Here is a 13,485-nt window from a genome sequence, read left to right as displayed (position 1 = left end):
GCCTACCGAGGTTTTTTATTTACACTTCACACAATATAGGCATTCTACATAAACTATAACTAAATGCCTATAGTTTACGAGGTGATCCATATGAATACGCAATTACAACAAAAAATAGAAGAAGCTAGAGAAACGTATATTGGCCGGATATTTACATTTGGCGGCTCAGTTTTATTTTTAATCGGTTCATTCCTCGCAGTCACCACAGCCTATAAAGCGTATAATCGTCTATTACATTCATCAACATAAAAAAAGACGGGAGATCCCCGCCTTTTTTTATGCAAACATTTTAAATACACCTATCGCATTTAAAAATACAATTATTACAGTTACTGGAATAACATAACGAAGTAAGAAGAACCAAATGTTAAATAGCGTTTTCCCTTTCGTTTCCGTCACTTCTAATTCTTTCATTAACAATTCTTTACTCATTTTATTTGGTACAAATAATGAAATAGCTAGTACTCCTAACGGTAGCAATACGTTACTTACCGAAAAGTCGACTAAATCAAAGAATGTTTTCCCAAATATTTTCACGTCACTCATAATCCCAAATGATAACGCCGATGGAATACCGACTGCAAAAATAAGAATACCAATTAATAATGATGCTGATGGACGCTTCTTCTCATTACCTTTCGCAACAGATGCTACTACAATTTCAAGCATTGAAATTGCTGATGTTAAAGTCGCAAAGAAGAATAAAATTAAAAACATAATAAAGAAAAATTGACCAAATGGTATTTTTGCAAATACTGCTGGAAGGACAATAAACAGTAATCCTGGCCCTTCAGTCGGTTTAACTCCTAATGCGAAAATCGCTGGGAAAATTGCTAATCCTGCAAGTACTGTAACAAAAACAGTTAAACTTACAATAGATGTTGCTGATTTCGTTAAATGTTCCTCTTTCTTTAAATACGAACTATACGTTACCATTACTGAGGCACCTACTGTTAGCGAGAAGAAAGATTGTCCCATTGCATATAAAATCGTATCTGCTGTAAGCTTTGAAAAATCTGGCTTTAAGAAGAACTCTACTCCAGCAAAAGCACCATCGAGTGTTAGCGCACGAACAATAATCGCAATAAATAAAATAAATAATAGCGGCATCATGTACTTACTTGCCTTTTCTATACCTTTCTCTACACCTTTACTTACAACAAAAATCGTACAAAGCATAAAGATAAATTGTGCTCCAATCGCACTTAATGGATTTGAAATCGTTTCACCGAACAATTGTCCATAATCAGCTACTCCATTCCAGAAACTTCCTGTCACACTATAATATAAATAAAGTAAAATCCATCCACCTACAACACTATAAAAAGATAGTACACTAAAACAAGTAACAACTCCCATACGACCAATCCAAGGATATAATTTGCTATTTGGCACTAGTACTTTATAAGCTGTAACCGCCTCTTTTTGCGTGCTACGTCCAATAACAAACTCCGCTATTAGAAGAGGCATACCTATAAATAAAGTTAATAGTAAAAATACAAGGAAGAATGCGCCTCCCCCGCCATTACCTGCAACATATGGAAATTTCCATATCGCACCAAGACCTACTGCGGCTCCGGCTGCTGCGAGTACAAAGCCTATTTTCGACGTCCATTGCTGTGTTTCTTTCATCATAAATTCTCCTTTTCTGAATATTTAAACTTTTGTTAATTATACACTTTCATTTCATACTCGCACACCTCCTTTAGAAAATAAAAAAGTCCCCTACACGCAAATATGCATGTAGAGGACGATATATGTAATGTAAATACCGTGGTACCACCTCAATTGGATTGATAAATCCCACTTGTTCAAGTACAGGAATAATTCCGATACTCTATCCTTTTAACGGCGGAACCCGGGTTGCCTACTACAATGTTCAACATACCTCTCGCAAGCCCATTCTGTATATTTTATCGTACCGGGCTCCCACCTAATCCCAGCTCTCTGAACGCATCAAATATACGTACTCTTCTTGCTCATCGATTTCATCTATTGAAGTTACTTGTGATTATAAATTATATTTTTATATTTGTAAAGCGCACTTTATCTTTTATTATTTTAAAACCTTTTCCTCTAACTCTCGTAAAAAACTTTCTCTTTTCCCCTCGTTTTGCACATATACTGATTTCAACACTTCTTGGAGCAATATATTTCGTTCCCTCTTTTCTAACTGTAAATCTTTTAACTTCAACCTTACTTCATATAAAAAATCTAAATACGATTCATATGTCTCATCATATTTATTTGCAATCTCATCTCGAATTTTTTTTGCGAGCTTTGGGCTCGCTCCCCCAGTAGAAACTGCTATATTAAGCAAACCACGATGAATCGCTGCCGGAAAGTGAACATTACCACTTTCCGGATTTGTAATAACATTTACTAATTGATTCTCGGCGGCATCTTCAGCAACTTGTTCATTTAATATTGAATCACTACTCGCTGCAACAACTAAAAAAGCACTTTTAATATCACTTTTTTCATATTCTCTTTGATACCAACGAATTTTCTTTTCTTCCACAAGTTTTACTAAATTCGCATCTAATTCTGGACTTATCACAACTATATCCGCACCCTGTTTGAGTAAAGGAATAATTTTAAATCCTGCAACTTTTCCCCCGCCAATAACAACAACGCGTTTCTCATTAACTCGCACTGTAAGTGGATACATACTGATCTCCTTTCAATAACTCCGTCGTTTTCTGAATTAACATATCTTGAAACGCTTCATTCTTCCCTAAATATGGACTGATTTTTATCTCTTCCAATTCATATTGGCGCACTTCTTTCTCAATATGTTTCATAAGTAAACCTGTAAATAACAAGTAAGGCAGTACAACGATGTTCTTTTCTTTTCGTTCTACAACTTCCTTTAACTTCTCCTCAAATTTTGGCTCTGCAGCTGCTAAATAACAAACTTCTACTTTTTTAACCTTCTCTTTTGTTTGAAATAAAGAAGCAATCCAGTTTATATCTCTTAATACTTCAGGATCACTGCTCCCTCTTGCAACGAGAAGTAACGTCACTTCATTTTTATCTTCCTGTTCGATGCCACTTCCGCTATACACCGATTTAACAAGTGTTTCTGATACACCAAACGGATTACCATAAGTCACTTTAACATTCGGATATTGATTCTTGAGCTTTACCAATTCAAACGGAATATCTTTCTTCACATGACCTGCCGCTAATAAAAAAACAGGGATAGCAATAATCTCCGTGGCCCCACGCTTCACACATGTACGAAAACCATCTTCAATAGAAGGATTCGCTAACTCTAAAAAACAAACTTCTTGAATAGTCGCTTCTATACGGCTCATGCACGATGTAATAAATTGAATCGCCTCTTCTTTCGCTGTCTTCAAACGACTTCCATGACATATATATAAGACGGCTTTCATTTTACAACACTCCACTTACTTGATAAGCATTTTCTGTTTGCTTCTCAAACCAATGGATTTTTTCTCTAAAACGGACAACTTCTCCAATTACAATCATGCTCGGATTTTGAATTTGCTCTTTTTTCGCAACATCTACAATTGTCCCTAACGTTCCAACAACTGTGCGTTGCATAGACGTCGTCCCCTGCTCAATAATAGCAGCTGGCGTACTTTTATCTTTTCCATGCTTCATAAGTTGCTCACATATGTAGGGCAAATTACTAACCCCCATATATACCGCTAAAGTCTCTACACCTTTCGCTAAACTTTCCCATTTCACTTCTTCTTCAGCACCTTCTTTCCTATGCCCAGTCACAATAGCAAAACTTGCACTTGCATCACGGTGCGTCACTGGAATGCCCGCATAAGCAGGAGCAGCTATTCCAGCTGAAATACCAGGAATGATTTCAAATGGTACACCTTGCTTTGCTAATGCTTCAGCTTCTTCTCCCCCTCTACCAAACACAAATGGATCGCCACCCTTAAGCCTCGTTACAACTTTTCCTTTTTTCGCATACTTAATAAGAAACGTGTTAATTGTCTCTTGCTTCATCGTGTGATAATTCGGGAGTTTTCCGCAATAAATTAAATCCGCGCCAGGCTTTGCGTGTGAAAGCAGCTCTTTATTCACAAGTCGGTCGTATAAAATAACATCTGCCTTCTCAATACATTTCAACCCTTTAACAGTAATTAAATCTGGATCGCCAGGACCTGCTCCAACAATATAAACCTTTCCCATCATCTCTCCTCATTTCTTCTATTAAAATGAAACTTCCATTCGTATATAAGAATGGAAGTTTTTATTTTTTCGTATTACTGATCTCTACTCATGAATAACAAATGCCCCACCTTTTCGAATCTTCTTTTTTTCAAACAAAGAAATCTCTTTTACCTCTGGCAACGGTAAAAAATGCTTTTCAAGCTCAATCTCCGCAAGCTTAAATGCCTGTTCTTCACTTTGAGCAACAACAACAATCGGAACAATACTATTTACTAACACAGCTTCAAATCGATATAAATCCATATCGTCCCTCCTAAGACGCTATTACTTCTTCTAGCACGTTATTTAACGCTATTTGTAATGTATCTACACCAACACGACCTACAAAATCATAAAATGTCTCGGCTGGTAATTTATTCTCTTTGAAATAACTTATAAATGATGCAAGTACATCTGGTAAATCTTCGCCATCTATTTTTCCTTTTAACTTTTGATTATAAGCACCACCATCTAACAACGTTCCACCTACGTATATTTCAAACGCTTCAACAATGCCTTTTTCCTTCGTTTTCATTTTCACCCCTTGTAACCCAATGTCAGCAATTTGACGTTGACCACATGAATTCGGGCAGCCTACCATATGAATTCGAACTGGAACATCGAGTGCAATTTGTGTATCTAAGTATTCTGCAATTTTTCGTAATCTTTCTTTCGTTTCTACTAGTGCAAGATTACAATATTCAATACCGGTACATGAAACCGCATGACCAATAAATGATTTCGGGCTAGCAGATATCGCTTCAAACAGCCGTTCACTAAGTAATTCTTTTACATTTTCCGGAGGAACATTCGGAATAATGAAGTTTTGCGAGTTACATGTACGAATTTGTCCATTTCCATATTGCTTTGCGATTCTTGCAATCTCAAACATTTCTTCTGCATGTAAACGACCTACCGGTACATTAAAACCTACATACTTTAATCCCTTTTGTTTTTGGTCTTGAACACCATAAAAATAGCCTGCATTCCATCCTTTGAGTGCACTTTCCCCTTTACTTTGTAAAGGCCCTGTATACTCTATTAGTTTCTCTTTAAATTTCGCTGCTCCCCAGTCCGCAACAAGAAATTTCAACCGAGCTAAATGACGTTTTTCACGATATCCAAAATCACGGAATATAGTAGCAATCGCAATCGCCACCGCCTTCACTTCTTCTGGTAAAACGAACACATCTAATTCATCAGCTAAATACGGTCGAGCTGATAATCCTCCACCTACTTTTATATGAAAACCAACTTTTTTCTCACCATCTATTTCTTTCGTTGCAGGCGTAAATGCAACACAGTTAATTTCTGCGTTTGCTGAATTATAAATATTAGAACTAATAGACATTTTAAATTTACGTGGCAAGTTAGAAAACTCTTCATTATGTTGGAAGTAATCATATACTTCTTTTACAATATGCGTTGTATCGAATAGTTCATTTGCATCAATTCCAGCAAGCGGATTACCTGTAATATTTCGCGTTATATCACCACAAGCCCCCGCTGAAGATAACCCAACTCTTGCTAATCTTTTAAAAATATCTGGAATTTGCTGAATTTCTAACCAGTGAAACTGAATCGCCTGTCTCGTCGTAATATCTATTACATCACGTCCATAATCTTCAGCGATAGAAGCAAGTACTTCTGCCTGTGCATTTGTAATAATCCCTGACGGAATATTTACCCGCATCATAAAATAACCAGCTTCTTTCGGTCTTTGTAAATACAAGCCTGCCCATTTAAAGGCATCCCACTCTTCTTTCGGAATAGATTCGAAACCATTTTCCGCATAGTAAGGAATATCATTAAAAATTTCTAAGCCATCTTTTTCTAATTTATTTTTCTCGGTCTGATTTAATTTTTCATTGTTAGCCCATACTTTTTCATAACTCATTGTTTATCCCCCTATATAAAACTACGCTCTTGTAAGTACTTCACGATTTGTTCTGCACATTCTTCAATAGAATATTTGTGCGTTTCTACAATTAATTCTGCTTGCTCTGGCTCTTCATAAGGCGAATCAATACCTGTGAAATCCTTAATATCACCTTTTCTTGCCTTTTTATAAAGCCCTTTCGGATCACGTTTCTCACACTCTTCAATCGGACACTTCACAAAAATTTCAATAAATTCATCTGCCGCTAATAAATCTCTTACTTGTTTGCGGTCTACTCGAAATGGTGAAATAAATGCTGTAAGGACAACTGCTCCTTGGTCTACAAATAACTTTGCCACTTCGCCAATACGTCTTATATTTTCCATGCGATCACTTTCAGAAAATCCTAAGTCTTTATTTAAACCGTGGCGAATGTTATCCCCATCCAGCACATAATTTCCAATATTCTTTTCAAACAGTTTACGAGCGACCGCATTCGCTACTGTAGATTTACCCGAAGCTGATAAACCAGTAAACCAAATTACAAAACTGTGATGTCCATTCTTCACTCTTCTATCATCTTTTGAAACCGAAGCTGTATGCCAAGTAATATTCGTATCCATCTCGTTCTCTCCCTATTCTGTTACTACTTCTTTTTTTAAACCTTTAATTAGCACTTCTACTACTTCTTTACGACTAAATGTACTTGGCGGAATCTCACCGTTTCTTAATAATTCTCTTACTTTCGTACCCGATAAAATAACATGATCTTCTTTTCCGTGCGGACATGTTTTCGTTGAAGCCATCGCTTCACATTTCGTGCAGTAAAAACTATGTTCAAAGAATAGTGGTGTAATTCCTAACTCTTCTATCGTAAAATTTGTAAAGATTTCTTGCGCTTCGTATGTTCCGTAATAATCTCCTACTCCAGCATGATCACGCCCTACAATAAAGTGTGTACATCCAAAATTCTTTCTTACTAACGCATGAAATATAGCTTCCCTTGGTCCTGCGTAACGCATTGCAGCAGGAAATACACTTAAAAAGACACGATTTTTCGGATAATAGTTTTGAAGGAGTACTTCATAGCTTTCCATTCTTACATCAGCAGGAATATCATCCGATTTCGTTTCTCCAACGAGTGGATTTAAAAAGAGACCATCTACAATTTCAAGAGCAGATTTTTGAATATACTCATGGGCACGATGTACCGGGTTTCTCGTTTGAAATCCGACCACTGTTTTCCACCCACGTTTTTTAAATGCTTCCCTCGTTTCAATTGGGTCTAAATGATAAGAAGGAAATTGATTATTTTCAAAGCGTTTTGTTAGAATAATAGTTCCTCCAACGTAAACGTTTGGTCGTTCATATAATTTTTTCACTCCTGGATGAGCCTCATCCGTTGTTTTATATACAAGTAACGCTTCTTTTTCTTTATCTGGTACAAAAATATCTTCTATTTGAATGACACCGTATATATTTCCATTGTTGACAAGCTTTACTTCCTCTCCAGCCTTCAGGCTTTCTGCGACTTTTTCTGTTACCGGTAATGTAATCGGTATACTCCACACACTACCATTTGCTAAACGAAGCGTTTCTACAACTGAATCATAATCTTCCTTCCCTAAAAAACCAGTAAGCGGGCTATATCCACCTGTCGCCAATAGTTCTAAATCACTTAACGCAATATTGTCTAATTTAATTTCTTTTTCAATTTGTGATACGTCATATGTCTCATCTATACGGTTTACTAATTCGTTTACTATGCTCATTTTTCTATATCCTCTCTTAGTTTTATTTCAAGATTCATCTTATTGGTAATGAAGACCACATTCAGTTTTCATTTTTCCAGCCCATCTACCATCTCTTAAATCGCCACCATCCCCTACAGGTAACGTACATTTCTCACATCCAATACTTGGATAGCCAACATCATGCAACGGGTTATACGGCAAGCTATGTTTGTATACATATCGCCAAACTTCTTTCCACGTCCAATGAATGAGTGGACAAACTTTAATAGATTGAAAACGATGATCTTGATTTATAAACTTTGTATGCTTACGTGTTTCTGATTGTTCCCTTCTTAAGCCCGATATCCATGCTTTTTCCACGACTAATGATTTTTCTAAAGGTAAAATTTTTCTAATCTTACAACAAAGATTCGGATTGCTCTCCCACAGTTTTTCACCATGCAACTTCGCCTGTTCATCAAGTGTAAGTTCTGGCTGTTTTTCTATAATATTCAATGAAGGAAATCGTTCCCGCACTTTTTGAATTAATTCATACGTTTCTTGAAAATGAACATTTGTATCCAAAAATACAACTTTAGCAGATGGATTTACTTGGTTTATAAGGTGCAGCAATACCATACCTTCCACCCCAAAGCTACATGCGTAGACAATCTCATCTTTATATTCTTTATAAGCCCACTTTAATACTGATAGCGCACCTTTCGTTTCATCTTCTTCCGAAAATGAAACAACATTTTCTTCCCACGTTTCATACGTCAACATGTTTTTTCCCCCTGTAAAAGCAAAAAGACGGTTTTAACCTAATGAAATAGGTTAAAACCGCCTCTAGTTTTTCTAGTCAGCGCTTTTCACTTTAAACGTACTTTTTCACTTTTCTCTAACTGAATTACTTTTCCATCTTGCACAACAATTGTAATCGAACCATATTTCATATCAGCAAGCATCGCTTCAATCTTCTCGGATACTTCATCAAAATGTTCCCGTACACTCACGCGAACAGCCCCCCTTTTTATTCATAAAAAAAATCTTTCCCATTTCGAAAAGACTGTTCGGTAATATATTTTACCTTATCTTTCAAAATGGATTCCATTTTGCTGGATTTAGCACCTTGCTTTCTATAAGCAGGTTGCCGAGCTTCTTCGGGCCAGTTCCCTCCGCTTCTCTTGATAAGCTTTGTATTTGTATTTTATCACAATTCTGATTTTTTTCAATCCTAGTTTTCCGATATATTTTAATTATTTTATTTTACAAAAAAGGAATTGCCCATCCGAACAACTCCTTTTTCTATTTAGACAAGCTCTTTAATACGTATGCGATCGTTCCCAATAATATTTTCATATGTTTCGCGTTCCACAACTACTTGCGATGTTCCGCCTTTTGCAAAGACAACGGCTGGTCTTCGAATCCGATTGTAATTATTCGCCATCGAGTACCCGTATGCTCCTGTACAGGAAACTGCTAGTAAATCAGAAGCAGCGACTTTCGGTAAATGAATATCCCAAATCAACATGTCTCCACTCTCACAGCATTTCCCGGCAATCGAAACGAGTTCCTCATTCTCATCATTCCCTCGATTCGCTAACATCGCTTCATAACGCGCACTATATAAAGCAGGTCTTAAATTATCTGTCATTCCACCATCGACTGATACATATTTTCGAATACCAGGAATATCTTTCACAGATCCAACTGTATAAATTGTTGTCCCAGCATCACCTACAATGCTACGGCCTGGTTCAATCCATATTTCTGGCAATGGATATTCACATACAGTAAATTGTTCTCTCACTGCACTTGTTACAGCTCGCACATATGTCTCAAGAGTTAATGGTGTATCCGACTCTGTGTAGCGTATTCCAAATCCCCCGCCTACATTTAACACTTTTACTACATAGTTTGTTTGCTCTCTCACTTTTTCTAAAAATTGGCGAAGAACTTCAATTGCTCGAACAAAACCAGCTGTTTCAAATATTTGCGATCCGATATGTGAATGAATCCCTAGCACATTATAATTTGATTTTTGTAAAGCAAATCCAATTGCCTGCATCGCTTGACCGTTTGAAACGCCAAATCCAAATTTCGAATCATCTTGGCCTGTTGTAATATATTCATGTGTGTGCGCCTCTACTCCAGGCGTTACACGAATTAATATGTTCACAAATTTCCCATGTTGCATCGCTAAATCGTGTAAAACTTCTAATTCAAAGAAATTATCTACGACAAAACAACCAATATTCGCCTGAAGAGCCATCACTATTTCTTCTTCTGTTTTATTATTTCCATGAAAATGAATACGTGATGCTGGAAATCCTGCTTGGAGCGCAGTATATAATTCTCCCCCAGAAACAACGTCTAATGACATATTCTCTTCACGAGCTACTCGGCACATCTCCATGCACAAGAACGCCTTGCTTGCATATGCTACTTGATAAGAGAAACCACTTTCTTTAAAAGCACGATGAAACGCTCGGCATTTTCCTCGAATAGACTCTTCATCGTATACATAAAGTGGTGTTCCGTATTGCTTTGCTAGCTGCGTCGTATCGCACCCTCCAATTTCTAAGTGTCCTTGCCCATTAATTCGGCTTGTGCCGTGTAAATACATTTAAATTCCTCCCTTATTTCCTCTAAAACTCATAACCCCAATCTTCTATTCATTGCAGCACGCTTTTAGATAGACAAAAAACGCGCGGAACAATGTTCACACGCGTTTCTTATTAGGAAAAATATATATTGAAAAAATAAACGAGTTGTTATCTCCTCAAAATAAGAAACCGCATCAACATCTCCAAATAGCTCTCCATAAAATAAATCTTATGACAGTACTACATTTATTCAATGCAGTCCCAATATATGAATAAGATGGTTATTCTTATATTTCGGCAATAGTCCCTTTCAACCTATGATCACAGATTCCATTAAATCTCCCATAGCTTACTCTTTCCTATCGCGGCCTCTACCTTTGAGAGTAGATGAGGTAAGTCTATTTAATTTTCAAACATCTAATTGTTGCTATTAACAATACCAAAGGACCATTTTATTTGTCAAACAATTTTTTATATTGTTTTTTTACAGTTTAACTTTGTATCGTTTGGTAAGCGCTTTACTGAAATCTTTGTCACTTCCCATTCGCCTTCTTCGTTATTAAATGTAATCGTTACCTTCTCAAATGGCGGAGCAATTTTCCCAGCAACACGTTCATACTTTGTCACTTCAATACTTGCTTGAAATAAATATGTACCGCTATACACTTTTTTTAAACTAATAATTTTAGGACATTGATACGGTTTCAAACTTCCATATTGTTTTTCAATTGCTTTATTTATTTTTGGAAATAAAACAGAATAAAGTGCATCTTCCATAAGAGGTGCATCATATTGAGCTATTGACACACTCGGTGAGGTAAAAAGTATAACAATACCGCATGCTATAAAATATAATAATTTCCGCATTATAACCTCCGTATTATCACGCGATTCTTTCTGCGTACGATAATTATCATACATAGAAATTCTGTTTTATTGTCTCCCACCACTCTTTTTCTACTCGATTATTATAAAAAAGCCCACAACTCTCTTTTATTTTCGTATAATGATACTCATAGTATAATAATCATAATAACAAAGGGCTGTTCGTATATATATAATGAGTCGTTAAGCAAACTGACTCACAAGAACTGTCATGCTTTTTAGGAGAGGAGTATATTATGCTACAACATCTGTTTCCAAAACTGCGATTTGCACTCGTTGCAGTCGTTTTACTATGGATTAAAACATATATTGTGTACAAGCTAGCATTTGATATTAAAATTGATAATTTCTTTGAAGAATTCATGCTTTTTATTAATCCACTAGCTGCGTTACTTTTATTTTTCGGCTTAGCTTTACTTGCATCTAAGCACCGAAACCGAATTATAATTGGAATCAGTTTTATACTGTCATTTATTTTATTTGGAAACGCAATGTTTTATGGGTTCTATAACGATTTCGTTACTTTCCCGGTTTTATTCCAAACAAACAATATGGCTGATTTAGGGACAAGTATAAAAGAACTCTTTACGTACAAAACATTACTTTTATTTGCAGATGCAATTATTTTAATGTTTATTTCGCGTAAATTCCCATCATTTGGTGACAAAACACCACTTTCCCGCTCAGAGAAGCGAACTTTCTTTAGCGGTGTAACAGCTTTATTAGCACTACAAATTGTTGTATCAGTTATTTATAAACCACAAATGTTCTCACGCTCATTTGACCGTCAAACTGTCGTGAAGAATTTAGGTTTATACACATATCATCTATTTGATATTACGCTTCAATCCAAGTCTTCAGCTGAGCGTGTATTTGCAAGTGGGGATGGATTTTCTGAAATCAAAAACTATACAGACTCAAAAGACAAACAAGTTGATAAAAAATTATTTGGAGCTGCAAAAGGTAAAAATGTAATTTTAATTTCAATGGAATCTACGCAAAGCTTTGTTATTAATAAAAAAATAAATGGAAAAGAAATTACACCATTTTTAAATGAATTTATTAAGGATAGTTTCTATTTCGATAACTTCTATCATCAAACTGGACAAGGCAAAACTTCTGATGCCGAATTTATCGTTGAAAACTCACTTTATCCGCTAGATCGTGGTTCTGTATTCTTTACTCATGCAACAAATGAATACACAGCGACACCAGAACAATTAAAGAAATACGGATATTCTTCTGCCGTCTTCCATTCAAATGATAAAACGTTTTGGAATCGGGATGTAATGTATCCTGCGCTTGGATATGATCGTTACTTTAATTTAAATGATTACGCAGGAACGGAACAAATGTCTGTCGGTTGGGGATTAAAAGATAAAGAGTTCTTTGAACAATCTATTCCAAAGTTAAAATCTTTACCGCAACCGTTCTATACAAAATTTATTACATTAACAAATCATTTTCCGTTTCTTCTAAATCCGGAAGACCAATATGTTGATGAATTCAACTCAGAAAGTGGTGTTGTAAACCGCTACTTCCCAACTGTTCGTTACACAGATGAAGCTCTTAAATTATTTATTAAACAATTAAAAGAAGAAGGACTGTATGATAATTCCGTTATTGTCATTTATGGTGATCATTATGGTATTTCCGAAAACCATAACGCAGCTATGGCACAGTTCCTAGGAAAAGATACTATTACACCATTCGATTCTATGCAATTACAACGCGTTCCTCTTATTATTCATGTGCCTGGTCAAGAAGGAAAAGTTGTTTCTAAAGTATCTGGTCAAATTGATATTAAACCAACGCTCCTTCATTTACTTGGTATTAAAACAAATAAATCCGTTGAATTTGGAACTGACTTATTTATTAAAGAAAAAGACCCGCTTATGGTAATGCGTGATGGTAGCTTTGTTTCTGAAGAGTATGTTTATACAAAAAATATGTGCTACAAAAGAAGTACGGGTGAAGAAGCTGACATGACGCTATGTCAGCCGTATATTGAAAAAGCAAAAACAGAATTAAAACTCTCCGATAAATTAATTTATGGAGATTTATTACGTTTCGATCCTAATAATCGATATAAAACCGGAACGATGACAACGAAATTTGAATAGTAAAGGAAGCAACTTTATACAAGTTGCTTCCTCTTTTTATTTTCACTTAATTTATTCCT

At 35.9% G+C, this 13,485-nt stretch carries 14 protein-coding genes, 2 riboswitches and 1 other annotated feature; of the genes, 2 read left to right on the top strand and 12 right to left on the bottom strand.

From position 1 onward, the window contains the following. Positions 1-90 precede the first annotated feature (90 nt). Entirely contained in the window at positions 91-249 is a 159-nt protein-coding gene (locus MHI26_RS07390) for a hypothetical protein (RefSeq protein WP_001096001.1), read from the top strand. A 27-nt stretch (positions 250-276) separates the two neighbouring features. On the opposite strand, the gene MHI26_RS07385 is transcribed toward MHI26_RS07390, so the two are convergent. The 12 genes from MHI26_RS07385 to MHI26_RS07330 all read right to left on the bottom strand — a co-directional run bounded on the left by MHI26_RS07385 (position 277) and on the right by MHI26_RS07330 (position 11,285). Continuing rightward, positions 277-1,632, bottom strand: a complete 1,356-nt coding sequence (locus MHI26_RS07385; protein ID WP_000665435.1) for a sodium-dependent transporter — start codon at positions 1,630-1,632, stop codon at positions 277-279. Between the two features lie 111 nt (positions 1,633-1,743). Further along, positions 1,744-1,992, bottom strand: a binding site (T-box leader). Positions 1,993-2,056: 64 nt separating this feature from the next. Beyond that, positions 2,057-2,671 (bottom strand): NAD(P)-binding protein, encoded by a 615-nt coding sequence (locus MHI26_RS07380; RefSeq protein ID WP_000283359.1) that lies wholly within the window; start codon positions 2,669-2,671, stop codon positions 2,057-2,059. Beyond that, positions 2,646-3,401, bottom strand: a complete 756-nt coding sequence (locus MHI26_RS07375) for a sirohydrochlorin chelatase (RefSeq protein WP_000648889.1) — start codon at positions 3,399-3,401, stop codon at positions 2,646-2,648. The genes MHI26_RS07380 and MHI26_RS07375 overlap by 26 nt, the downstream gene beginning before the upstream one ends. Position 3,402: 1 nt before the next feature. Continuing rightward, positions 3,403-4,179 carry a uroporphyrinogen-III C-methyltransferase gene (gene cobA, locus MHI26_RS07370; RefSeq protein WP_000521260.1) on the bottom strand — a complete coding sequence of 259 codons (777 nt, stop codon included), beginning with the start codon at positions 4,177-4,179 and terminating at the stop codon, positions 3,403-3,405. 84 nt (positions 4,180-4,263) lie between these two features. Then, positions 4,264-4,464, bottom strand: coding sequence for a DUF3906 family protein (locus MHI26_RS07365; RefSeq protein WP_000366914.1), 201 nt, complete (start codon positions 4,462-4,464; stop codon positions 4,264-4,266). A 10-nt stretch (positions 4,465-4,474) separates the two neighbouring features. Beyond that, complete coding sequence (locus MHI26_RS07360) at positions 4,475-6,097, bottom strand: nitrite/sulfite reductase (protein ID WP_000119609.1); 1,623 nt, start codon at positions 6,095-6,097, stop codon at positions 4,475-4,477. Between the two features lie 11 nt (positions 6,098-6,108). After that, entirely contained in the window at positions 6,109-6,702 is a 594-nt protein-coding gene (cysC, locus tag MHI26_RS07355; protein ID WP_000380491.1) for an adenylyl-sulfate kinase, read from the bottom strand. Positions 6,703-6,714: 12 nt separating this feature from the next. After that, on the bottom strand, positions 6,715-7,851 hold the full coding sequence (gene sat / locus MHI26_RS07350) for a sulfate adenylyltransferase (protein WP_000029491.1): 1,137 nt from the start codon (positions 7,849-7,851) through the stop codon (positions 6,715-6,717). 39 nt (positions 7,852-7,890) lie between these two features. Next, the gene (locus tag MHI26_RS07345; RefSeq protein ID WP_000959012.1) at positions 7,891-8,595 is read right to left on the bottom strand and encodes a phosphoadenylyl-sulfate reductase; all 705 of its coding nucleotides are present in this window, start codon (positions 8,593-8,595) and stop codon (positions 7,891-7,893) included. 86 nt (positions 8,596-8,681) lie between these two features. Next, the gene (locus tag MHI26_RS07340; protein WP_000116158.1) at positions 8,682-8,825 is read right to left on the bottom strand and encodes a YezD family protein; all 144 of its coding nucleotides are present in this window, start codon (positions 8,823-8,825) and stop codon (positions 8,682-8,684) included. A 72-nt stretch (positions 8,826-8,897) separates the two neighbouring features. Then, a riboswitch (SAM riboswitch) is annotated at positions 8,898-9,006 on the bottom strand. A 115-nt stretch (positions 9,007-9,121) separates the two neighbouring features. Further along, positions 9,122-10,438, bottom strand: coding sequence for a diaminopimelate decarboxylase (gene lysA / locus MHI26_RS07335; RefSeq protein ID WP_061666720.1), 1,317 nt, complete (start codon positions 10,436-10,438; stop codon positions 9,122-9,124). Between the two features lie 180 nt (positions 10,439-10,618). After that, a riboswitch (Lysine riboswitch) is annotated at positions 10,619-10,800 on the bottom strand. Between the two features lie 89 nt (positions 10,801-10,889). Further along, a complete protein-coding gene (locus MHI26_RS07330; protein WP_001228817.1) occupies positions 10,890-11,285 on the bottom strand; it encodes a DUF3888 domain-containing protein in 396 nt (131 codons plus the stop codon). A gap of 254 nt (positions 11,286-11,539) precedes the next feature. On the opposite strand from MHI26_RS07330, the gene MHI26_RS07325 reads away from it, so the two are divergent. After that, positions 11,540-13,426, top strand: a complete 1,887-nt coding sequence (locus MHI26_RS07325) for an LTA synthase family protein (protein WP_061666722.1) — start codon at positions 11,540-11,542, stop codon at positions 13,424-13,426. Positions 13,427-13,485 lie beyond the last annotated feature (59 nt).

Source organism: Bacillus sp. FSL K6-1218, from assembly GCF_038006445.1.
Taxonomy (GTDB): domain Bacteria; phylum Bacillota; class Bacilli; order Bacillales; family Bacillaceae_G; genus Bacillus_A; species Bacillus_A thuringiensis_S.
The sequence above is the reverse complement of the archived record's forward strand: the minus strand, read 5'-3'. Positions and strand labels throughout refer to the sequence as shown.